At 42.2% G+C, this 22,596-nt stretch carries 19 protein-coding genes; 9 read left to right on the top strand and 10 right to left on the bottom strand.

All coding sequences use genetic code 11. The features are described 5' to 3' along the window. Window positions 1-3,804: SpvB/TcaC N-terminal domain-containing protein (locus LEP1GSC192_RS10265; protein ID WP_369750132.1), on the bottom strand; the 3,804-nt coding region annotated here is incomplete at its 3' end. Between the two features lie 307 nt (window positions 3,805-4,111). After that, window positions 4,112-8,389 carry an LIC12048 family lipoprotein gene (locus LEP1GSC192_RS10260; RefSeq protein ID WP_020769886.1) on the bottom strand — a complete coding sequence of 1,426 codons (4,278 nt, stop codon included), beginning with the start codon at window positions 8,387-8,389 and terminating at the stop codon, window positions 4,112-4,114. 1,019 nt (window positions 8,390-9,408) lie between these two features. On the opposite strand from LEP1GSC192_RS10260, the gene LEP1GSC192_RS10255 reads away from it, so the two are divergent. The 6 genes from LEP1GSC192_RS10255 to LEP1GSC192_RS10230 all read left to right on the top strand — a co-directional run bounded on the left by LEP1GSC192_RS10255 (window position 9,409) and on the right by LEP1GSC192_RS10230 (window position 13,106). Then, window positions 9,409-10,176, top strand: coding sequence for a glucose 1-dehydrogenase (locus LEP1GSC192_RS10255; RefSeq protein WP_020769635.1), 768 nt, complete (start codon window positions 9,409-9,411; stop codon window positions 10,174-10,176). Window positions 10,177-10,186: 10 nt separating this feature from the next. After that, complete coding sequence (locus LEP1GSC192_RS10250; protein ID WP_020769796.1) at window positions 10,187-11,350, top strand: thiolase domain-containing protein; 1,164 nt, start codon at window positions 10,187-10,189, stop codon at window positions 11,348-11,350. Further along, window positions 11,350-11,709: a Zn-ribbon domain-containing OB-fold protein gene (locus LEP1GSC192_RS10245; protein WP_020769698.1), complete on the top strand. Its 360-nt coding sequence runs from the start codon at window positions 11,350-11,352 to the stop codon at window positions 11,707-11,709. Before LEP1GSC192_RS10250 ends, LEP1GSC192_RS10245 begins: the two co-directional genes overlap by 1 nt. A 250-nt stretch (window positions 11,710-11,959) precedes the next feature. Beyond that, entirely contained in the window at window positions 11,960-12,373 is a 414-nt protein-coding gene (locus tag LEP1GSC192_RS10240) for a cytochrome c (RefSeq protein WP_020769641.1), read from the top strand. A gap of 92 nt (window positions 12,374-12,465) precedes the next feature. Further along, complete coding sequence (locus tag LEP1GSC192_RS10235; RefSeq protein ID WP_036089569.1) at window positions 12,466-12,678, top strand: hypothetical protein; 213 nt, start codon at window positions 12,466-12,468, stop codon at window positions 12,676-12,678. Between the two features lie 89 nt (window positions 12,679-12,767). Further along, a complete protein-coding gene (locus tag LEP1GSC192_RS10230; protein WP_020769614.1) occupies window positions 12,768-13,106 on the top strand; it encodes an STAS domain-containing protein in 339 nt (112 codons plus the stop codon). Here the strand turns inward: LEP1GSC192_RS10230 and kdsB are convergent. The 7 genes from kdsB to LEP1GSC192_RS10195 are packed head-to-tail and all read right to left on the bottom strand — an operon-like array spanning window position 13,103 to window position 18,210. Continuing rightward, the gene (gene kdsB / locus LEP1GSC192_RS10225; protein ID WP_020769889.1) at window positions 13,103-13,846 is read right to left on the bottom strand and encodes a 3-deoxy-manno-octulosonate cytidylyltransferase; all 744 of its coding nucleotides are present in this window, start codon (window positions 13,844-13,846) and stop codon (window positions 13,103-13,105) included. The genes LEP1GSC192_RS10230 and kdsB overlap by 4 nt on opposite strands. Then, window positions 13,846-14,370, bottom strand: coding sequence for a flagellar basal body-associated protein FliL (fliL, locus tag LEP1GSC192_RS10220; protein WP_008591739.1), 525 nt, complete (start codon window positions 14,368-14,370; stop codon window positions 13,846-13,848). The genes kdsB and fliL overlap by 1 nt, the downstream gene beginning before the upstream one ends. A 21-nt stretch (window positions 14,371-14,391) precedes the next feature. Further along, complete coding sequence (gene motB / locus LEP1GSC192_RS10215; protein ID WP_020769791.1) at window positions 14,392-15,219, bottom strand: flagellar motor protein MotB; 828 nt, start codon at window positions 15,217-15,219, stop codon at window positions 14,392-14,394. A gap of 21 nt (window positions 15,220-15,240) precedes the next feature. Continuing rightward, complete coding sequence (locus LEP1GSC192_RS10210) at window positions 15,241-16,023, bottom strand: motility protein A (protein WP_020769716.1); 783 nt, start codon at window positions 16,021-16,023, stop codon at window positions 15,241-15,243. Between the two features lie 6 nt (window positions 16,024-16,029). After that, window positions 16,030-16,254 carry a flagellar FlbD family protein gene (locus tag LEP1GSC192_RS10205; RefSeq protein WP_020769802.1) on the bottom strand — a complete coding sequence of 75 codons (225 nt, stop codon included), beginning with the start codon at window positions 16,252-16,254 and terminating at the stop codon, window positions 16,030-16,032. Then, a complete protein-coding gene (locus LEP1GSC192_RS10200) occupies window positions 16,251-17,354 on the bottom strand; it encodes a glycosyltransferase (RefSeq protein WP_020769747.1) in 1,104 nt (367 codons plus the stop codon). Before LEP1GSC192_RS10200 ends, LEP1GSC192_RS10205 begins: the two co-directional genes overlap by 4 nt. A gap of 43 nt (window positions 17,355-17,397) precedes the next feature. Further along, the gene (locus LEP1GSC192_RS10195; protein ID WP_020769559.1) at window positions 17,398-18,210 is read right to left on the bottom strand and encodes an MlaD family protein; all 813 of its coding nucleotides are present in this window, start codon (window positions 18,208-18,210) and stop codon (window positions 17,398-17,400) included. Between the two features lie 137 nt (window positions 18,211-18,347). On the opposite strand from LEP1GSC192_RS10195, the gene LEP1GSC192_RS10190 reads away from it, so the two are divergent. The 3 genes from LEP1GSC192_RS10190 to ftsZ are packed head-to-tail and all read left to right on the top strand — an operon-like array spanning window position 18,348 to window position 21,521. Continuing rightward, a complete protein-coding gene (locus LEP1GSC192_RS10190) occupies window positions 18,348-19,091 on the top strand; it encodes a cell division protein FtsQ/DivIB (protein ID WP_036089567.1) in 744 nt (247 codons plus the stop codon). Window positions 19,092-19,095: 4 nt separating this feature from the next. Continuing rightward, entirely contained in the window at window positions 19,096-20,322 is a 1,227-nt protein-coding gene (gene ftsA, locus LEP1GSC192_RS10185; protein ID WP_020769713.1) for a cell division protein FtsA, read from the top strand. Window positions 20,323-20,333: 11 nt separating this feature from the next. Next, window positions 20,334-21,521, top strand: a complete 1,188-nt coding sequence (gene ftsZ, locus LEP1GSC192_RS10180; protein ID WP_020769833.1) for a cell division protein FtsZ — start codon at window positions 20,334-20,336, stop codon at window positions 21,519-21,521. Here the strand turns inward: ftsZ and LEP1GSC192_RS10175 are convergent, their stop codons facing one another. After that, on the bottom strand, window positions 21,522-22,595 hold the full coding sequence (locus LEP1GSC192_RS10175) for a lipoprotein LipL41 (RefSeq protein ID WP_020769892.1): 1,074 nt from the start codon (window positions 22,593-22,595) through the stop codon (window positions 21,522-21,524). It abuts the gene before it with no gap. Between the last annotated feature and the right edge of the window lies 1 nt (window position 22,596).

Raw genomic sequence — 22,596 nt, 5'->3', positions numbered from 1 at the left:
AGAACCGTAGTCCTTATTATCCGAGCCCAGGATATGCATCTCCTTCTCGGCGCCCGCAAGAGCTCGGTTATGCATAAAATTGGAATAAGGTTGGCTGAAGTATGAATGAGTAGTGCGAGACCCGGTTGCATCGGTCATCGTAAATTCAGTAAAACCGAATGCATCCGTTTCCTTTTTGCCGTTAATGAATGCGGAGAAAGAAACCCCATTCTTATAACTATAATTCTTAGGGATCGTATTTCCAAGTCCGTCTTCTAATATGATCTTTGTACAAACTCTGTAATTGATGGAAAGATCCGGGATATTATCCCCGCCGTTATTATCGAACTTGGTAGAATTATCATATTCTAAAGTGTAAGTTCCGCCGATCCCGTTCTTGATCTGCTCGATCACATCCGGAACCGTGCCTGTAGACATCGCAAAATACCAAGTAGGCTCTTTTAGATGAATGATCCCTATATCGGTAAGTCCATCTCCGTTGTAATCTCCTTGGATCCACTGAAACGGATACACCTTACTGAGTAAATCAGGACGATCCAATGCCTGACTAACTACTGCCGAACCGGGAGTTACAATCTTATTCTGAGCAAGATCATAAACAGAGTATGAGCCATTGTATAATACGATCGGATTTCCAAGATGATCATAATCATTTGAAAACCCTACAAGTCCGGGATTATAAACGCTTCTGGTAATCGAAGTAGCAGTAATTCTAATTTTAGAAAATACTGTCGAAGAAGTATCCGTAGGATCTTCATATACAATCGATTTACCACCAAGCTCAGGATAAAGCGCATATTGAATTCCAGCTTGGCTTGTAATATCGTAAACAGCAGTCGTAACAGGAAGACTGACAGTACCGGATGGAACCAATAACTTGAAAGTAATGGAAGAAGTACCTATCGTACCCAAATACCATTTATGAGAAGTCCCTCTACGATCGACCAAAAGGACTTGAGACTTTCCCGCTCCTGCCCCAACAAAATCTCCGGAAAATATACTGAATTGGTTTCTATTATTTCGATTCGTTTCGCTTCCAGCTTGGAAAAGATTTTGTAGAAAAGAATCCGAAACATCTGTTGGAGTTCCTACATTTAGATATCTAGTCCCAGTCGGGTTAGATAGTAAAAATCTTTGGGCTGGATTTGAAGTTTGATCGTTTAAAACAAGTGCAGACTTATAAGAAGCAGATTCAAAATTGTCTATAGCGTATCCACTAGAATTAATATCAAAAGAAACAACCTGAGAATCTGCAATGCTTGCAAAATCGATTCTTTTAAAAGCAGTCCCACTATCTTGAGTGACTACGAAAAACTTGCTAATGTTTCCAAAATCTCCAAAGAATAAAACTTCGTCTCGAGTATTAACTGTATAACGATCAGCTTTCCCATTATTGATCGTAATGATTCCGTTTGTTTCCGGATTGAATCCTGTTAAGACAGCTTCTGTAAATGTATTCCCTTTCTTAAAATCAAATACTCCTGCCTTTCTATCAAAAAGTAAAAGTTCTGGAGATGAAGAACAATCATCCTGAGTAAAACATCCTTCAAAAGGGAGTTCGCCTTTTCCAGGATTGGAGTTTCCATCATATAAATAATCTAATAAAACAGTTTTTGTATTCGAAAGAGTGGAAAATACTTCGAAGCCTTTGATCGGTTTTACTTCATCCAAAGGTAAAGGAGTTTGCATTACTCTTTCTTGGTTCGGACCAAAACTCATATCACTATAAATTTTGTAGCGGAAACCTGTCGGTGTTGCTTCTCCTATCCAAAACTTACCGTCATTGGCGGAAAAAAATCCGATATCAGTGACACCGTCTCCGTTAAAATCCCCTTGGAGCCACCGAGTAACCGTTTTGAATTGTGGAGCTTTTGACCAAATCTGAAAGTTGATAGTTTGATTTATAGTCGCACCTAAAATCCATTCCCCGGAAGAACGATCGAATAGCAAAAAGTCGGAAGTACCGTCTCCGTTAAAGTCTCCGGAAAACTGATCGTTGGAAAATAAGGTCTGCTCGGGAGTGGAGAATATTTTATATAATACCCAGTTTGTTATGAAATACGCGGGACTCGTTTTATCCGGATTTCGTAAGCCCTCACCTACAAACCATTTTCCTGTTCGAGCATCATAGAGAGAAATATCTGTAAGGCCGTCTGCATTGTAATCTCCGACCAAAAATTTAACTTTATCTCTGGCTTTTCCTTCTATGCTAGTATCTCTAGTGCTGACACTATCTAAGTTTGCGTTCGGAGAATAGTCTCCCCTAAATACATTTTGGAATTTTTTTCCTATTTTTAGAAACTCGAAACTTCCACCCTTATTCAACATTAAAGTCCAAAGACCAGTAGGTTCGTCGAATAATAATGAATCGGAAAGTCCGTTTCCATCGTAATCTCCAGGAAACCATTCCATCCTGAAAATATCAGGGACTCCGCTCAACAATCTTCCATAATTACGAAATTGGAAGACTTGCCCATCATGTTCAGCTACAATGAAATCTTTTGTTTCTGGAAGAAAGAACGCGATATCTGCTCTTCCATCTCCATTAAAATCTCCGCTTACATTTCCTTTGAAAAATCTTATTTTGGAAAAGCTGTCATAGTTTTTATAACGATTCCCATAGGTCTTAAAATTATATCCGCCTTCTTTTCTGCCTTCTGCGGCTTTCCAGTTTCCGGTTTGAGGGTTAAAATACACGATATCCGAAATCGCGTCTCCGTTAAAATCTCCCTCGAAATATTGCGTGGAATCCGGTAGCAATTCAGACTCACTTGAACCTTGATTTGCAACGTTCTGCCAAGCTAAAGTGCGGGTTGCAATGCTGTATTTGAATTCCGGTTTTGTACTTTGGCGATCCGAATCTACAGTTTTTAAAATAGGTTTTCCAGAATCGAAGGAAGTATCATAAACAAGATTATAAGTCCAAAGTTTTCCACCTGTCCAACCGACCTCAATCTTATCCAATAGTCGATCCATAGTCATTGTAAATCCAGGAGCTTTACTTACGTAGGAATCGGATCGCTGTTTAGTAATAAAGCGAACATATTGTTTCGCGGCAAATCCGCTCCTACTGTTCCCAGTATATTTAATTTCCTGAATATATAAGCTTCTTTTATCGGAATATTGGGAAGTATCGTAAGTAACTTGCATATAGTTCCCATTTCGATCTTCCGTTTTAGAAAGATACCAACTATATGTTTTGGATATCTGGCTTGGATCATAGATCCGATTGGAGGAAGAGTCCCCGTAGATCGTTTTGGTTCCGCTTGAATCTGAAACTTCCCAGGTTCCTCCGTTTTCAACATTCGTTAATTTTAATAATGCAAAATCTTCTTCCGTGATCTCCGGTCTATAAGTTCCATTTTCATTGGAAGTGGAACCGGAAACTTTGATCAGTCTTTTTCCATTCCAAGTAAATGTATCTCTGGCATCGTAAAACAAGGCCCCGTATTCGGGTGTTCTTGTAATTGCTCCGAGTCCGAGATTCCAACCTACCCCAGTCCATCCATCTCCGCCCGTAGAAGAATATGAAAGTGCAAGACTAGGCTGAACCCCAGCCCTACCTGCAGGCACTTGAATTGGGTAATTTAAAGATACAGCTCCGAAATTATTCGGTTCCGGTGGTGCAATAAATGAAGCTCCGGACAAAGCATCCGCTTTTGTTTCCGGATCATCGATCGCCTCACTGTAGTTTGTCGAAATAGAAAATAGATCGCTTCCTTCTGGTGCTGGCGCTGAACCGGGAGATAAGAAGGACGTGCCGGATGGTAAAACGCCGGCAAACTGGAACAGACGATTCATCATGTCCGATCCGCCAGAACAGGAAGAAAGCAAAAAGGAGAGAGCCAAAAAGAAACCGAAAGCTTTAAAATTTACTTCTCGTTTTCCAAAACGAAAGAATCCTTTTGCAAAATGAATACAATCTTCTATTCTATTTAAAAAATTCTTCCCTGACATATCCTTCCCGCTATCATTCGAACACGCTATTTCCTTAATAAAAGCAAATGCTCTCACAAAGAGAGCTTCTACCTCATTAATTTTTTCTTTGTGAGAAATTCACTTTCATCCGATTATAGGATGATCCGATTTGAATCACCCTATTACAAATTACTTATGGAACAATAGTCACCTTGATCTGATAATCTCGTTCAATGAGAGGAGAGATAAAGAAGTTATTCATACCATATCGTAAAGAACCGGGGTTAACTAAATCCAAATCAAACCTACGAATCGAGTCGGTTGCTATATCTTCAGATCTCCAGACTGGTAATGCACGAGACAAGTATACTCCAACTTCAGGTAATCCCGTCTGTAGCCCCTCATTCTTGGTGCTAAGGAAGAATTCGGAACTTCCTTTGAGCGCCCATGGACTCAAAGTAAACGTCCGACCTCTAATAGTTTTCTTAGTACCATCGGTATGTTCCCACGCTGTGAACAATGTCCCCTCACTGCTAACAGCCACTTTGGAAGATCTTTGTACTGCTCCTGGTTGTTCAGAGCTGAGTGTCAATGCGTTTCCATTCTGAAAACTGTTTAATATGAGATTGACCACTTTTACTTGCAATGACCCATTAATTGAATATTGAATATATGCATAGTCACCAATCGCATTCACTCGGATAAAGGCTGGGTTCGTCACAATAGCCAAATTACTCGTACCGACAACTGCTCCCGTAGTTAAATTAATTGATCGCCCATACCAAGTACCGCTTGCTCCTTTATAGATGACTAATCCATAATTTGTCCCGGCAGAAACATTTACCCCATTACTTGCCACAACGGAATTTGAGCTCAAGGTCACACTATTTACAATCGCGCCTGTAGATAAATTGACCGAATGGTTAACAACGTTAGACTGATTTCCTGAGGTATCTACCCAATGTCGGCTAACGAGCGCGTATTGACCTCCATTCCCATCAGCATCAGCTTCATATCCCCAATTGTTCCAAGAATTAACTGTAAAGAGATTAAAGGTATTGATCGCAACCGTACCATTTGTCGCGTTATAAATTTTGCCTTTAACCGATCTCGTACTTTCCCAACTAGCCGGTATCGGCACTATATCAGCCCATGTAACTAATGCACGATCTATACCAACGGCCAAACCTATTCTACTCCCGCTAGTGCGAGTTACCACCTTTGTTGGAGCCAAGATTATTGCGCCATCCGCAAAGTTCCGAATTGCTATATATATATCCAATCCGTTTTCCCAGATAATGGTTACCTTGCCACTGGTGGAATCTAACTTTGCTGTTAACTCAGTAGCCGCTCCCACAGAAGTTGCAAGGGTGAATTGATTTAGCACAGACGTTCCTGGATCTGAGATTTTTACAGCTTTTCCTAAAATAGCTGTATCCTGTTTCCAAAAAACCATCATTGCGTCTCCACTGGATACACTCACAGGTTCACCATATGGCACATCGGCACTTGGATCACTTAATGTATTATCCGAGGCAACAGAAGCTGCCTGAAGAGCATTCCCATTCGTTCCTATTGAGAAACTACCACCCGATAGAAAACTGAAGAAACCACCTGCGTCTGTCCAACTATTCCAGAAAGGCACTCCCTTATTGTATGATCCCATCCAATTGATTGCATGATAATCAGGAGTAAATCCCAAACACCCAAATGGATGAAATTGATTTACTCCGGAACAATCTGAAGTTCCTCCATTTAATAAAGGAAGATATTGTCGCAAGTTGTAATCGGATGCGGGAGTTTGAGCATTCCAAGTTGACACAAAGGAATTATCTTCAATCAATCTCACATCTGGAGCTGTCAATGTTCCAGGGATCGTAGTAAGTGTGGCCTTAGCTGAAACTTTTTGAATGCCAGACTGTAAAACCACAGTAAAATATCCTTCCGGAGCTAATGGGGTAATGGTCGGCGGAGCTGCAACGGTGTAAACATTCGGGTCGCCTGCAATATAAATAGAATCGTTTTGTTCTATATTTCCATTTACATTCTTAAGATAAATGGTTGTATCACCGACATTCGTCGTAACATCCAACTCAGCTCTCATTTTCTTAACGTCTGTATAACTCAATGGCCAAATCGTTCTCCGATACGCACTATTTAAAGCAGGGCGAATGTATACATTTACTAAACTATTTTGTACATCTACGACATCGCTAGCAGACGGCATTTGTAAACAAATACGAAACGTCTGATCTGTATAACCAGAATTATCAATCCAAACGCGACGAATTTTTTTAGGGTCAGTAACATTTGTATCTTTTATGATATGCACCCAATCTGTTCTTGTTCCTCCTGCGCCTAAACTAACTTCAAAGTCCAAAGTTTGGTCTAAATAAAATCGATTAGTAGACACGATCGGACTATAGCTAAAATTTGTAAAAATTTGATATGTGCCGCCATTCTCCGGAGAACCAAAATTTGGATTTAGATATTTTGTTTTATCCAATTTAATCTCAAAAACTAATTTTTCTCCGAAACCAACCTTACCGACATTCTTTGCATGGATGTCCGGATCATAAGGGTGCTCACCCAGTTGCTTTAAATCCCAGAGAGTGTTCAAAGAGAAGTTATCCTCTCCATTTGCAACTGGACTAGAAGAATAAGTTGGGTCTACAACCTTATTTAATAAATCCTTTACAGAAATATATACGATATCGTAAACATCACCTGCCCAAATAATTGAATCAACACCTTTAACCATCTGAATTTTTTTAGGATCAGTTGGATTAAAAATCCTAATATTGGTTCCATCGACCCAATAATCAGTATAAGAAAAATATTTAGCTTTCGAAAAAATCGCCCAAACACCAGCGGTTGCTTTTTCTGAGTCACTCCAAGAACTAGTTGGTTTTTGAATACAAGCAGTTCTTTCTACTCCATCAGATCCAGTAAAAGTACCGTTGTTACAGGGAAGCTTACTCTCGATACCAGCAAATGATTTAATTGCCTTTACATGAATTTTCGATTCATTTAACGCTGGAGCGAGTTCACTAAAGTCGATTACATAATCTTGAAATTCAACTTTGCTGCCAGAACAAGATATTCTCTCCAGGGCCTTTTTTAAAGTAACTCCGGGAGATAAGGTTGATACCGTTGTAGTTATACATGGATCCGCACTACTCAGATCATCAAAAGCAGCAACCCGATATTTCTCCCTTAAGTTCGGTCCGTAAAATTTAATTAGGCTCGTTCTACCTTTAGAGTTTTCTTCGATAATCTTAAGGTTATCTCCATTAAAATTCAAAAGTGCGGATTTGTAATTTGAGTCCGCTACGTGCGTCATTGAATAATCTACGATATAAATTTTTGGAGTAAATCCTGAATTGATAGCGCGTTCAATTTCGGCAGTGTTTAAGTTATTAAGCTCTACAACATAGGGACCAAATTCATTTCCCCCATATACTTCTACTTGGAAAAGGCTATAATCATCATTTCTCAATCGAAAACTTTGGACCGGGATCAAATTGCCAATACCATCTTCAAACATAAGAGTACAAAGGATATTTGTTAACTTAACTGGCATATTGACCGTACGGTTCTTAATATAAAGCGCAGCTCTCACATAACCAGCATTCGATTCAACCTTAGAGGTCTGATTGACTTTTGCAGATTTTTCTGCTCGATATTTTCTAGCATTTTTTCCAGAAGAATCACTTTTCGTAGTAGTTGCATTGCGATCTATATTATTTAAAAAAGGTTTATCTGCCCATTTAGTAGTTGTAGATTCATTCAAAACCCGCTTTGACCAGCTATTAGTAGATTTATTGCTAGAATTAGAACTCGAACCAGAAACTACATTATTTACGACGTTTTCAATGGAAGTAGCCTGGGAATCTTCCGTTTCACTTTTATATTGATCTTGAAACTGAACAGTCTTGAGATTTGTCTCAGTCTGATGAATAATCTCTGTTCCAAGACTAGTAGTCGATTCCAAATCGTCAGAATTAATCTCGCTTAAAATCTCGTCGCTCTCCCCAGTACTACTTTTCAGAATAGCGATCTTCAAAGTAATTGGAGGGGCAATTACAGTATCGACATCCGGATAATCAGCAACCCATACGTTAGTTGTAGTTTCGTTGATATTTAAAATTCCATCACCGTCAAAATCGTTAACAATCGTTGTTCCGGTTGGATCGATCGCTCCACCTAAGGCTTGGGCGCTCACTTTGGTTCCCGGTTTTAAATTGAACAAACCATTCACCGGTGTGTTCGGTACAGACCCGCCACCACCGACAGGAACCCCGCCCTTATCTACTACTAGAGGAACCTTTTCTGCAACGAGCCATGTGGCTTTTTTCAAATCCACATCTCCACCGCCAAAGCCCCAGTCGCTTAAACATCCCGCAAAGGAAAGCATAACTGTAGTCAAAAGAACTTTCCTAACAACAATCCTAACGATCAAATCGAACATCGAACGAACCTCCGGTTCTCATCACTTTTGAAAACCAAATCCAAAATACAAAATGCGCCGGACAAATTTCTCTAACCAGGTCTGACTTTTTTGACCAGGTGCAAAATTTTATTCACAGTTCTGCCCGATTCGTCTTTGAACCGAAACATAACTTTGGCGTTTGAATGGACGTTTCGAAAAAGTTCCCTTTTTTGTCTAATTTTTTGTGTGAAATTTAAAAAAAATTCTGAAAACGTTTAGAAAATAGGCAGTGATTCTTCTTAAATGAAACTAAGGGATAAAATTTTTGGAACTTTTTCTCCCAGTTGGGAGATTCTAGAAAAATTAGAACGTATCCCATAACGGATAATTTATGTTATTCTAATACGGGATATTCCTCCCGGAGATTTTTATCAAAAACAAGAACTTAATGTTTTTATAATGTTAATATTGCTATATTTGGAAATTAATTTTTTTTAAAACGATTACATCGAATTCGGATAGTTCGGAAATCAAATCATAAAATCCTCCCACTACCCAAGATCTATGCCATGAATAGGGATTTATCAATCTCTGTAACCTTGAATCCAATCTGTTCCTTATTGGATGGGACTATCTCATTTGGGGTAAAGGAAATTCTCATATAAATCTAAAAAGCAACTTACGTTCCTCGATCATCCAGATGTTAATTTTAGAAAAATCGAAAATCCATTATCTACACTATTTCTATATAATTTATTTATAATATAACTAAATAATATGAACCCTCTGAGGCCGTTATCCGACTAAAAATGAGACATATCTTTCCTTCATCATTCTTGCAAAATCCAACTATGTTCCGTTTAGAAATTGCGAACAAATGTTCAATAAAAACGAACACTGTTCCAAAGGCGGATATTTCCCGGAATTTTCCTTGTCGGGAATCCGGGCAGAATCCATCTTTTACCAGAACAATCGTTCTACTTTAAACGGATCGAGACCTTTCCAATACGATCCGATGGTTCAAAATTTCGTTATACGAGGACATTAGAGGGATCCAAATGGCAAAACAATTTGAAGGTAAAGTTGCATTAGTTACGGGAGCTGCATCTCCCAGAGGTTTAGGTCGCGCTATCGCCAATACGATCGCAAGAGACGGTGGAGACGTGGTTGTAGTAGACTTAAATAAGGAACAGATCGAGCAGGCTGCTGCCGATATCGCGAAAGAATTCGGCGTTAAAACCTTAGGCTTTCCGGTAAATGTCACTAAGCCGGAAGATTGCGACGCTGCGATTAGCGCCGTTAAAGAAAAATTCGGAAAACTCGACTTCTTAGTAAACAATGCGGGAGTTTTAAAAGATAATCTTTTTATCAGAATGAGCGAGCAAGAGTTCGATTTTGTGATGGATGTGAACGCAAAAGGTGTGTTCCTGATGACCAAAGCAGCATCTAAACTTCTTCTGAAAGCTCCTTCCGGTAGAATTGTGAACATATCTTCTCTCTCCGGTCTTTCCGGTCAACCTGGCCAAGCGAACTATTCTTCTTCTAAGGCTGCGGTAATCGCTCTTACTAAAGTTGCTGCAAGAGAATTTTCAGGCAGAGGTGTTCTTGTAAACGCAGTCTGTCCTGGTTATGTACAGACAGACATGACTGCTTCTCTTCCGGAAGAAGTTCAGAAAAAACTTACCGATCCTATGTTCATTCCGTTAAAAAGACCGGGAACTCAACAAGAGATCGCTGACGCTGTAGAATTCTTCCTTTCCGACAAAGCATCTTATATCACCGGTGTATTCTTGAGAGTAGACGGCGGCGCCGGTATCGGAATGTAAGGAGTTAGTCATGAGAGAAGTTGCAATCATCGGGGCCTATGAAACGGTCCACGGTAATCATAAAGACAGAACTCTTCGTGACCTAGTCACGGAAGCGGGTAACGGAGCCATCAAGGATTCCGGTATAGACAGAAAGGAAATCCAAGCTGTTTATGTTGGGAATTACGCCGGAAATGAGTTTAATGCGCAAAACACCATGGGATCTTACGCAGCCAACTTACTTGGATTAGGTGATCGTCCTGCGATCCGCACCGAAGGGGCCTGTGCTTCCGGTGGGATCGCGATGAGACAAGGTGTTCTTGCCGTTGCATCGGGCCTGTACGATACAGTTTTAGTTCTGGGTGTCGAAAAAATGAACGGCCTTGATCCCGAAACTACGATGGAGATCGTAGCAAGAGGGCAAGACCAGGATGTAGAAGGCGGTTATTGTATTTCCGGTCCTTCCGGTTTTGCGTTAAATGCAATCCGTCACATGCACGAGTTCGGCACCACCAAGGAAATGTTAGCAACCGTTGCCGAAAAAAACTATTTCCACGGTAGCCTAAATCCGTTCGCTCATAAACAAAAAGAGATCTCCTTCAATAATATTATGAGAGCAAGAATGGTTACTACTCCATTCGGTTTTCATGATGTTTCCTTGGTTACGGATGCTTCTGCGGCAGTTGTGATCACTACGAAAGAAAGAGCAAAATCCGTTCGTAAGGATTATGTGGTAGTAAAAGGTTCCGGGATCGGTGGAGATTACTTCAATGTGGCTCTTAAAAAAGATTCCGTTAGCTTCCCCGCTTCTGTGCAAGCAGCTACTGAGGCTTTTAAAATGGCCGGAGTGGAAAGAAAGGATATCGACGTTTTAGAATGCCATGACTGTTTCACGATCACAGAGATCATCAATATAGAAGATCTTGGGTTTGTAGAAAAGGGAAAAGGCGGCCAATTCACCAAAGACGGTCATACTCGATTGGGCGGTAAACTTCCCGTAAACACTTCGGGAGGTTTAAAAGCAAAAGGCCATCCGGTCGGAGCTACAGGTGTAGGTCAGGTTGTGGAGATGACTTTCCAACTCAGAGACCAATCCGAAAAACGCCAAGTTGCAAATGCTCGCACGGCATTAACCCATGTTTTAGGCGGCCCGGGTGCCGTTAGTATCGTGCATATTCTGCAGAGGGGGGAATAATGGCGGAGATTATGGAAGCTCATTCTTTGACGGGAAAAAAATGTAAGTCCTGCGGATTCGAGGCTACGGATCCCGTAGTATCCTGCACGAATTGCGGATCGGAAGACGTGGAAGTTAAAACTTTTTCAGGAAAAGGAAAAGTATATACTTACACCGTTGTTCATGTCGGATTCGGACATTTGGCTCCGAGAGCGCCTTACGTTCTTGCCGTTATCGAGCTGGAAGAAGGTGCTAAAACAATGAGTATCATCGAAGGAGAATACCAAGGCAAACCGGTCACTGAATCTGTGGCGATCGATATGCCTGTTCTATTCGATAGAACGGAAACTTCGACGGGATTTATTTTTAAACCTGCTTGATCAAAAAAGGAAAGCGGGGTGGGACTTCCCCGCTTTTGTTTTACAAAAAACGAATAAGTCCAATTCTCTCCCATTCTTAGAAATCGATATTAAGAATCAGCTCCGGATAGTTTGACAAAAGTCAACGTACGTCCCCTTCTCCCTGGGAATGAAATTATTTGCGGATTTTCTCCCGACAATACCGTGACAAAAAGTTCTTTGCTTTCTCTTTCTAAAAAAGAAACTTGGAACCAATATAAAGGAGTAATCCATGAAAACTCGGGCAATCCTGATTTCCCTTTTTGTTTCCATTCTCTCCCTCACTTTTTTATTGAACTGCGGAGATAAAGAAAAACCGAAAGAAGAAGCTGCACCTGTAGCAAGCGCAGCAACTTTAAGTCCGGAAATAGAAGAAGGTAAAAAACTTTTTCTTGAAAACGGATGTAACGCATGCCACGGAGATACTGGTGCCGGAGACGGAGCAGCTGCGGCTAGCTTGAATCCAAAACCTAGAAATTACAAGGCGCCGGCAAATGAATGGAAAAACGGTCCAACAGAAGCTGGAATCCTGAAAACTTTGAACAACGGAATTCCAAGCAACCCTGTGATGACTTCTTACAAGTTCTTAGGCGACGAAAAACTTAAGAAAATTGCTAAGTACGTAATTTACCTGAACCAAAATTAATACCGATACTTTGGGGGTCCGAAAGGACTCCCACCTCGATTTTTTCCCACTTTTCTTCTGGAAGTTTTCCACCCCCATTTCAACCTAGCTTTGTGAGCCAATCCACTTCTTTACCACATTGCGATAGTTGCGGAACGGACAGAAAATCCCCTCTTTCGAGAGAGGTGAAAACCTACGGAAATTGGGCCTGGTTTTTGATCCTTTTCGGGATCTCTTCCAAACCTACTACTGTTTCTTTTCAATGTTCCCGATGCGGCCAAATTTTCGACAGACTTTCTCCGGAGGAGCTAGAGCACTACGTTTAACGGACGAGTTCCCTTAAGCAGACGTTTTTCCTCAGGAAACGGGATTGACTGTCTTCGGGAGGGAAGGTCTTTTGTGCTAAATAAGGCAGATGTCTGACGAATTCAAAATAAACGTGGATCTTGAACCCAATGTCCCGGTGATCCATATCTCTGGAGAAATTACTTCCGAGGCGGATGACGAAATTTTAGGGAAATACCAATCCATACCGGAACAACGTAGGACCAGAGTGATTTTGAATTTTCACGGAACGTCTTACATCAATTCCGCGGGACTTGCAACCTTGATCAGTTTGATTACCAAAGCAAGCGAGTCCTCTTCTAAGATCGAGTTTGCAGGCCTAAACGACCATTTTAGAAAAGTGATGGATATCGTCGGTCTTACGGATTTCGTTTTAATCCACAATACTCTACAAGAAGCTCTTAGTTAAGGGATCAGTCCCTTCTTCTTAAAATCTTCCACAACTAATTCCAGATCCTCGGGTGTGTCCACGCTTAATGCGGCACGACTTGTTATGTACACTCCGATAGAATACCCTGCTTCCATTGCTCTAAGTTGTTCCAGTGATTCCGATTCTTCTAACGCGCTAGGAGGAAGTTCCGGATATCCAAGTAAGAAGTCTCTATCGTATCCGTAAATCCCAAGATGTCTATAAGCAGGGACCGTTTTTTTGAATTGGCTAGGGATTGCAGAACGGGAGAAGTAAAGCGCCTTACCGTTTTTGTCTAAAACCACTTTCACCCGATTCGGATCCGAAATTTCCTTTTCTTCCAATCGGACAGCTGCGGTGCTCATCGCCCAATCGGGCCTTTCCAGTTTGAGTTTCGCTACTCCGTCAATGAGTTCGGATTCTATCCCGGGTTCGTCGCCTTGGATATTGATTATAATTCCGGAATCCGGATATTTTAGTGCAACTTCTCGAATCCTATCCGTACCGGAGGGATGATCAGGAGAAGTCATTATCGCCTTACCACCGTTATCCGAAACGATTCGGGCGATTCGTTCGTCGTCGGTAGCAACTACAACTTCGTGAAGAAGAGAAGACTGGACAGAATTCTTATATGTCCAGGCGATCATCGGAAGGTCCCCGATCTTGGCTAACGGTTTGCCGGGAAATCGGGAACTTCCATATCTTGCGGGTATGACCCCTAGGATTTTCGGTTTTGTCATCAGTTGACGATAAATTCTGTGAAGTACACTTCTTGGATCTTTCCGTCGGAGAGAATGTGATTGATCTGAGCCTTAATTTCTTCTCTCAAATCCAACTGATCTTCCACATCGATCAGATCGTCCTTGGTTTTTCTTCCTATGATCAGGTTCACCAAATCCCTCATCTGAGCGATCCTTTCCGCAAGTTCCGCTGTGATCTTTGCGTCGTCTCTTGCCACTCCGAAAGATAATTTCATCTTCACGAAATGTGTCTCTCCCTTATCCGCAGTATTGATCCTGAACTCTTCCTGGAATTGGAAGGTCATGAGTGGCGGAGGAGGTTTTACCAAAGCCACGTTTTTCATCTCACGGAAAGTGCTAGTTGCCGCCTGTTTCGCTACGAACATGGAAACAAGTACAACTATGATAATTCCGAATACGGCACCGGCAATATAGATCAGCCATTTGATGAGCGGAGACGAGCCGGCGCCGGCATCCGCCGCGGGTAAACCGCCTTCTTCCTCGTCTATTTCGGGATCGCCCATGGGTATTCTCCTTTTACTCTTCTATAATCCACTTTCGGTGGAAGTTTCCGAACCCGGAACGCGGCTCTTAGGTAGGCCGAAATTGGATTCGTATTCGCTTCGTTTAGTGGATTTTTCCGTTAAAATTACGATATCAATTCTTCTGTTGAATGCTTTTGCTTCCGGAGTTCCTTGGTTCTCCACAACAAGCGGTCTATAAGATCCAAAACTCACAGCCTGGAACCAACTAGGGTCCAATTTTCCTACACCTACGATATAGTCAGTGGAGTTGATCGCTCTTGCTCCCGCTAGGTCCCAATTATTCAAATAAGTTCGCTCTTCCCTACTGGGATTGGCGCCGGGAAGTACTGCATCAGCATCGCAGTGACCTTCTACCCTAACGAATCTTTCCAATCCTTTGATGAGTCCACTAGCTTTTTTTAATGTACTTTTGATCGGTTCCTGCAAGATCGCGGATCCGGGATTAAAATAATCCGCTCCTACCAGGCTTATAACAAGACCTCTTTCGTCTTCCGTTACTCGCACTTTCCCTGCTTCAATCTCAGGTTTGAATAATTCCGTGGCAGTCTTTTTGGATTTAGAAAGCGCCTTCCCCGTGGTCATGGAAGGAAGACTTTCTATGTTCATTCCCATCTCTTCCAATTTTCCTTTGGAAAGAGTTTGGCCTCCGTCAAAAAATCCGGTAGTGGTTTTGAACGCAGATAGAATGATCTGCATCTCTATCGCATTCGTTTTACCTGTACGATACAACATGATGAAGAAGCAAAGAAGAAGTGTAACCATGTCTCCATAAGTAAGCATGTACTCTGGAATATTCTGGATACATTCTGGACATTTGGATTTTGCCATATTCTTCTACCGAAATAAATCTTAATCGTTTTCGTCTTTTAATACGCCGCGTTCGCCAGGTGGCAGATAACTTGCGAGTTTATCTTTCACGATACGAGGGTTATCCCCGGATTGGATGGAGAGTGTACCTTCTATCATGATCTGTCTTATTAATAGTTCGTCCGAGGATTTACGCATGAGCTTTTTCATAATGGGAATAGCTATGATATTCGCCCCCATGGATCCGTACAATGTGGTGATCAATGCGGCCGCCATTCCCGTTCCGATCGCACTCGCGTCTCCCGATCCGAGGTTCTTCAACATTTGGACCAATCCGATCAGAGTTCCAATCATCCCGAATGCGGGAGCAAGAGCTCCCCAGTTTTCCCACCAGGATTTTCCGGCATTATGTCTGGAGGCAATATTACTCATTTCGGTTTCCATAATATTCCGAACAAGTTCCGGGTCTGTACCGTCCACGACCAGGGTAATTCCCTTTCTTAAAAATTCTTCCGGAAGTTCGTTCACGTCGTCTTCCAAAGCGAGTAGACCCTCTCTTCTTGCTTTCTCGGAGAAGGATACTAAAGTTTTTATAAGTCCTATGAGGTCGCTTTTTTCTTCTCTAAAAGCCTTACGAGTTACCTTTCCCAAGTCCAAGGTATTTTGCCAAGGGACCGCCATAACCGTACAAGCGGTCGCTCCTCCGAATGTGATCAATACGGAAGGCACGTCCACAATATCGATCGGATTTAGTCCGGCGGAAAGAACCCCGAAAGTGAATACTACGATTGCGGAGCCGAAGCCTATGATTGTAGCTATATCCATTGTAGTTTAATCTGCCCTCTTAAATTGATCCGGCGCGGAACCAAAAGGAAACACCAGCACTCGTTTTTTGAACTCCAAAATTTTTTCGATCACTTCAGGTATACTTTCTTGGACCACATATTTTCTATCATTAGACAAAGTGATCGTTGTATCCGGATTGGCCTCGATACATTCTATATGAGAGGCGTTTAGAACGAATTCATTTCCTTTCAATCTATGTAAAGTAATCAAACGCCCCTCCTTTTTCCAGAGTTCTTGTTTATAGTCTCGACCGTCTTTTGGATTTGGATGATGAATTTTTCCTCCGTAAAACGGTTTACCGAGGCCTGAAAGTCCTTGGATTTCCATTCTTTTCGGTCGGATTCCTCTAAGCTAGCGTTCAATGCTTCGACCGTTTGCTCTCGGAAGAATAGCCCGGTCTTTCCGGAGACCACCGTCTCTAAGGCTCCTCCCTTTCCAAATGCCAAAACAGGAGTACAATAGCCTTGCGCTTCAACCGGTGCGATCCCGAAATCTTCCATTCCGGGAAAAATGAATGTTTTGGCCTTGGCCATATACTCTTGCACTTCATTCCTTGGCCTATGAGGCAAGATCTCCACATTCGGCGGAAGTTCTTTTACGAGTTTCTTATATTCTTGGCCGCTTCCTAAAATTTTTAGAGGTCTCCCGTTCTTTCTGTATGCCTCTATTGCCAAATCGATCCGTTTATATGGAGCAAATGCGGAAACGATCAGATCGAAATTTTCCTTCTTCTCAGTTTTAACTTTAAACCCTTTTGGCAAACAAGGAGGATAAACTACCTTGGAATTCCTTCTATAAAACTTTTGGATCCTTCTGGAAACGAATTCCGAGTTGCATAAAAAAGAATCCACTCTATTGGAAGAAACGGAGTCCCAGGTACGAAGATAATTGGAAACAAATTGGAAGGCAAAAAACTTCAATCCGCTTCTGGCGGGAAAATAATCATAGTAAAGATCCCAAACGTATCTCATTGGAGAATGTACATAACTAATATGGATCGCATCAGGATCGGGGATCACACCTTTTGCAACACAATGAGAAGAAGATACTATCAGATCATACCCTCGAAGATCCAAGGATTCGATTGCGGTCGGAAATAAAGGAAGATACCAACGGTATTTGGACTTGAAAGGGAGCCTATCGGTGAATGCGGTTATGATCCTTCTGTTTTCGATCCTTTCGTTTAATTTTCCTTTTTCATAAAAAAGGGTAAATAGATCGGCATCCGGAAATACTTTCAGGATGGAATCGAGTACGATCTCTCCGCCCCTCATTCCGTTCAGCCAATCATGGATCACTGCGACTTTCATAGATACTAGGATCGGCAGGACGGCTTAGTTTGTCCTTGTCTTTTCAAGGAGGTTTAAGTCGGTCCAGATAGAAATCGCTGGAAATGTCCCCAATCAAAGTGGTTCTTCTGTACAGATTGATGGAGAATGGAATAGGTGCACTTCTTTCCATCTTACGGTATCCTTCCACGTACCTTCTGGCATCATCTCCTAAAATTCTCATGTCCGTCAAAGTTTCGGCTAGGTTGTCGTACGTATCTATATCGTTGATAAACCTAGGGACCGATCCGTTAGTTCCGTTGAGTTTGTAAGAGATTTCTTTTAAGTTCCCGAATAGCAGATTGATATCTTCTTTATTCTCTCGGATCACGCCGGTGGAAGCCGCAAAAAAGTCGTCATAGTATCTGGCGGAAGGAGCGAAGTCTGGACGAAAACCGTCTTCTTCCTTGTATGTAGGTTTAAAAAACACCTGCTTGGAATCTTCCTCAGCGTTTCCAGGATTGATGTCGATGGTCCTTCCGGAAAGTACGGTAGCAGTCCTAAAACTTATATCGTAATTGGAATACAGTGTGATAGGTTCAGCTAGGCGGATCGTGATCTCTACCGCCTTTGTCCTGTTCTTATCCAAAAATCTTTTGTCGGGAACTTCTTCGATCCCAACCACATCCACTTCTCTTACGATCCCTCTTTCCAGTCCTAAAATACTGACCGGAGTTCCAGGGCGTATACCTTGGGACTTTGGATAATAAATTTTTAAAGTATAAGGATAATCTTCTTCGGAACCGGATCTTTCGATCACCGATTGGTAAAGAAGAACAAAAAAAGCACAAAAGAAAACGAAACCTAGATGTATGGGCGAAGGGATCGGGAATTTCATACTTTCTTCTATTAGAAACTTCGGCTTTGGATTCGGATCAACTAAATCCCTAACAAATCAAAAATAGATGGGCTAATTTTTAGAGAAATTCCCGATAATTCTAAGGGAAAGGAAGAAAAAACCCTCTCCAAACGCCTATGAGACATAATATAATTGACTTTTTGAAAGAATCCGTTCAAAAAAGAACGAGTTGGTGGCTTCTGGCCTTCCTCTTTCTATTGGCTAGCACTTTAGGCTGGGGATTTAGAAGGGGTTCCCTTCCCCAGGAGTTGAATAAACTCATACTGACAGGACACGAAACTCTTAGAACGGAAGAAATAGTTCAGATCATGGGTATCCAACCGGGAACCTCTTTCGAAAATTACGACCTCGGCCAAATGGAACACCGACTTACCTCACATCCCAGAATCAAATCCGCTCACTTGGAAAAAAAAACGGACGACCAATTGCTCGTAGAGATCACCGAAAGAAAACCGAATTACCTCGTGAACTCCGACGGTCATCTTTTCGAGATAGATCCCGAACTTAAGATCCTTTCCATGGATGATGTAAGAAGCCAAGGACTTACAATTCTTTCCGGGACATTCTCCAGAGAAAAAGGAGAAGTGGTAGGCGCAGCATTCAAGGACCTTCACACTTCCGTGGAGAACGCATTTCGTTCTTATCCCGCTCTGAAGTCCAGGATCTCCGAAGTATCCTTACATGAAGACGGAGAAATTTTTGTCTACGCAGACACTCCTCTTCCGGTTCGTGTGCAGGTAGGGACATTATTCCAAACGGAACAGGTCAGAAAGTTATACGCTGTATTAGCATATCTTGAAAAAGAAAAAGTCCGCCCCAAACTAGTGGACATACGGGGAGAAGACGCGGTCTACCATTAAGAATATGGAATCTTCTGAAAGAATCATAGTCTCTCTGGATCTGGGATCAGCACTTACAAAAGTGGTGGTAGGACGCCCTATCTCCGAATACGAAACTGAAATTATCGGAACAGGGATGTTCCCTTCTTCCGGGATCAAGAACGGTTCCATCATCAATATAGAAGCGACTACTCGTTCCATCATAGAAGCAGTGAGCGAAGCGGAACTCATGTGCGGCCAAGAGATCGGTTATGTTGTGGTAAATGTCACCGGCAAATCCGTTCGTGCGGACAATTCCAAAGGAGTGGTTGCCATCACCAATAGGGATAGAGTGGTGACCGAGCCGGATATAGTCAGAGTGATAGAAGCCGCACAAGCCGTCCGAGTTCCCGCGGACCAGGAAATTTTACACGTTCTCTCCAAAGAATTTTCCGTAGACGATCAAACTTCCATCAAAGACCCGATCGGAATGACAGGAGTACGATTAGAAGCGGAAGTACATATAGTCACGGCAGGTCTAACAGCACTTCATAATTTAGAAAAATGTATTGAAGCAGCCGGCCTTGCGGAGGAGACGAGGGTCCTTTCCAGTTTGGCTTCTTCCGATGCTGTTTTAACCTCCGGAGAAAAAGATCTGGGAACAGCGGTCTTGGATATAGGCGCAGGTATCTGCGATCTGATCGTTTATGTGGACGGCGGGATTGCCTATTCTTCCGTGATCCCATTCGGCGGTTATAATGTGACTTCCGATCTTTCCATCGGCTTAAAAACCACGATTGAAACCGCAGAACTTGTGAAAAAAAGATTCGGTCATTGTTCTTTAGAAGAAATAGATCCTACAGAAACAGTGGAGATCCCTTCTATCAGCGGAAGACCTGCGAGAACCGTTCTAAGGGAAGAATTAGTCCATGTAATCGAACCTCGTATGAGAGAAATTTTTGAGATGGTCGATGCGGAACTCGTCAAGTCCGGAAAAAAATCCTTTCTTGCCGGAGGAGTTATCCTCACGGGAGGAGGAAGCCTGCTGGAAGGAATAGAAAGTCTGGCAGAAGACGTATTTCGTCTAACGGTAACCCGCGCAAGACCTGCGGGTCTTTCCGGACTTTCGGATAGAGTATCTTCTCCTGAATTCGCCACTGCAGTAGGGCTTATTAAATACGCGTCCAGATTAGGGGACATGGAAAGAAAATCCCAGGATAGAAGCGAAACCTGGGGGAAAAAAATTCGGAGATGGATAGAGGAAAACCTCTAAGGAAGTGAACCATGTTACGTTTCGAAGAAGAAGATAGATCAAACCCTGCAATTATTAAAGTTTTAGGGATCGGCGGCGGCGGAATGAATGCAGTCGCTAGAATGGCAAATTCCAGCCTGAGAGGCGTGGAATATGTCATCATGAATACCGACGAACAGGTATTAAAACGTTCCGAGATAGAAAATAAGATCGCATTAGGTTCCAAGACTACAAGAGGAATGGGTGCCGGTGGCGACCCTGAACTAGGCGCAAGAGCCGCAGAAGAAGACAGAGAAAAGATCGCATCCGTGATCCAAGGTGCGGATATGGTTTTTGTAACCGCCGGAATGGGAGGCGGAACCGGAACAGGGGCCGCACCTATCGTTGCAAAGATCGCAAAAGAGCAAAAATGTCTAGTTGTCGGAGTGGTTACGATCCCTTTTTCTTTCGAAGGAAAAAGAAGAATGGAACTCGCCAAAAGAGGAGTGGAACAACTTCGCTCTTACGTTGATACTTTAATTTTAGTGAATAATGAGTCCATCTTCCAAGTAGTGGAAAGAGATACTCCGATCGACCAAGCATTCAGAGTGATAGACGACATTCTTTTGAATGCGGTGAGAGGGATTAGCGATATCGTTAATAATCCGGGTATCATCAATGTGGACTTCGCGGATGTAAAAGCTATCATGAGAGATACCGGCGACGCGGTCATGGGAGTAGGAGAAGGTTACGGAGAAAACAAAGTCTCAGAAGCTGTGAACTTTGCCATCGATAATGCATTATTGGATTCTCGTTCTATTGCAGGAGCAACTTCTCTTTTGATCAATGTCACAGGTGGAACCGATCTTACAATTTCCGATTGGAACGAAGTATCTCAGATCATCACTTCTCAAGTGGATCCTAACGCAAATATCATCATCGGTTTGACGGAAGATGCAGATCTGGAAAAAAGGATTCGTATCACAGTGATCGCTACCGGGTTTAATAAGAGAGCTGCAGGAATCGGATCTGTTCCTAAGTCACAATCCCAACCTCAAAGAAAAGTGGTAGGGCTTCCTGAAATGGAAGAGCCGCGTCCGACTTTTAAAACTGAACCGGAAAGGATCAGCAATGATCCGGAAGCATACAGGACTCTTAAGTCTAAAAATCCTTCCGGAAACATGAAAGAAGATTATGATATTCCCGCTTTCTTACGAAGAGGAGAAAAAGGAAGAGGGTAATTATTTTTCTTCGGTTGCCTCTTCTTCTACCGGAGGAGGCGCCATCAATTCCTTCAGCTCTTTTAGATAATCATCTTCCGGGCCGCCTAAACGGATGGCTTCATCGTAAAATTGGATCGCCTTTTGGTAATCCCCTTCCGAAAAATAATACGTAGCTAAATTCGCTTTCGCTGCCCAAGATTTTCCTTTTGCCTTTTGATCCGCTTTTTCCCAAGCGATCTTAGCTCTTTGGAAATTCGGATTTTCTCCGGTAATCTCTTCGTATCCTTCCAAAAGAAGCGCTTCTACTTCCGGATTTTCGTCTTCCGTAAAAATCGAAATATCTTCCGATTCGACTCTTGGAGAAAGTTTTCTTTGAATTTCGGAAATAGATTCATCTAATGCAGTGGAAAGAGAAGGAAGTATACTAGGACAACTAATGTCTCCCACACCGTTATATATGATAGAAGGTTTACTGATGACGGTTTTCATCATCTCTCCGGAATCTATCCGGATCAAATTCGCTTCTATAGGAATATAAACTTTTCGAACTCCTGTAGGCTTTATGATCGGATCCTCAACCAGAGAAGCCGCTGCTCGACTCAATTGCCTGTCTCTATCCTTTCCAGCGGCAGCTACCCTAAGAACAGCCATTCCAAGAGCAAGATAATCCATTTTTCTCTCTACATAACATTGGGACTCGGGTTCTCTGACGGAAACATATAAGACTGCATCCACGTCCAAAACTTCTCCGATCTTCTTCCTGTTCTTTTGTATCCCTTCTATCGAAAGATCTTTTTCTTCCAGAACATCCGGTCTATCTTTCAGGTCTAAAACTTTAAAATAAGAATCTTTAGATATACTTTCATACAATTTCCTAGGAACCAACAACACGAAAGAACGATTACTTTCGTGGATCCAGATTTCGGAATTCATAGGTTCCAGAGAAAATGCGACTGTCTTCACACCGTTTAAGAATTGTTTTAAGTCCCTTCCCTCTTTTGTGGAAGGATACATAGGATATTCTACGGTTACGGATTGGCAGGTGATAAAAAACGCAAGCAAACAGAATAGAAGGACTGACGTTAGCCGCATA

It is taken from the genome of Leptospira sp. B5-022 (genome assembly GCF_000347035.1).
GTDB classification, from domain to species: Bacteria; Spirochaetota; Leptospiria; order Leptospirales; family Leptospiraceae; genus Leptospira_B; species Leptospira_B cinconiae.
This window is presented reverse-complemented; position numbering and strand designations above follow the sequence as displayed.

Bases quoted from the DNA above. Each gene is read 5' to 3' on its own strand.
- kdsB (WP_020769889.1), bottom strand. From the start codon at position 13,846: ATGACAAAACCGAAAATCCTAGGGGTCATACCCGCAAGATATGGAAGT.
- LEP1GSC192_RS10255 (WP_020769635.1), top strand. From the start codon at position 9,409: ATGGCAAAACAATTTGAAGGTAAAGTTGCATTAGTTACGGGAGCTGCA.
- LEP1GSC192_RS10190 (WP_036089567.1), top strand. From the start codon at position 18,348: ATGAGACATAATATAATTGACTTTTTGAAAGAATCCGTTCAAAAAAGA.
- LEP1GSC192_RS10175 (WP_020769892.1), bottom strand. From the start codon at position 22,595: ATGCGGCTAACGTCAGTCCTTCTATTCTGTTTGCTTGCGTTTTTTATC.
- ftsA (WP_020769713.1), top strand. From the start codon at position 19,096: ATGGAATCTTCTGAAAGAATCATAGTCTCTCTGGATCTGGGATCAGCA.
- LEP1GSC192_RS10195 (WP_020769559.1), bottom strand. From the start codon at position 18,210: ATGAAATTCCCGATCCCTTCGCCCATACATCTAGGTTTCGTTTTCTTT.
- LEP1GSC192_RS10245 (WP_020769698.1), top strand. From the start codon at position 11,350: ATGGCGGAGATTATGGAAGCTCATTCTTTGACGGGAAAAAAATGTAAG.
- LEP1GSC192_RS10200 (WP_020769747.1), bottom strand. From the start codon at position 17,354: ATGAAAGTCGCAGTGATCCATGATTGGCTGAACGGAATGAGGGGCGGA.
- LEP1GSC192_RS10230 (WP_020769614.1), top strand. From the start codon at position 12,768: ATGTCTGACGAATTCAAAATAAACGTGGATCTTGAACCCAATGTCCCG.
- LEP1GSC192_RS10260 (WP_020769886.1), bottom strand. From the start codon at position 8,389: ATGTTCGATTTGATCGTTAGGATTGTTGTTAGGAAAGTTCTTTTGACT.
- LEP1GSC192_RS10210 (WP_020769716.1), bottom strand. From the start codon at position 16,023: ATGGATATAGCTACAATCATAGGCTTCGGCTCCGCAATCGTAGTATTC.
- motB (WP_020769791.1), bottom strand. From the start codon at position 15,219: ATGGCAAAATCCAAATGTCCAGAATGTATCCAGAATATTCCAGAGTAC.
- fliL (WP_008591739.1), bottom strand. From the start codon at position 14,370: ATGGGCGATCCCGAAATAGACGAGGAAGAAGGCGGTTTACCCGCGGCG.
- LEP1GSC192_RS10240 (WP_020769641.1), top strand. From the start codon at position 11,960: ATGAAAACTCGGGCAATCCTGATTTCCCTTTTTGTTTCCATTCTCTCC.
- ftsZ (WP_020769833.1), top strand. From the start codon at position 20,334: ATGTTACGTTTCGAAGAAGAAGATAGATCAAACCCTGCAATTATTAAA.
- LEP1GSC192_RS10250 (WP_020769796.1), top strand. From the start codon at position 10,187: ATGAGAGAAGTTGCAATCATCGGGGCCTATGAAACGGTCCACGGTAAT.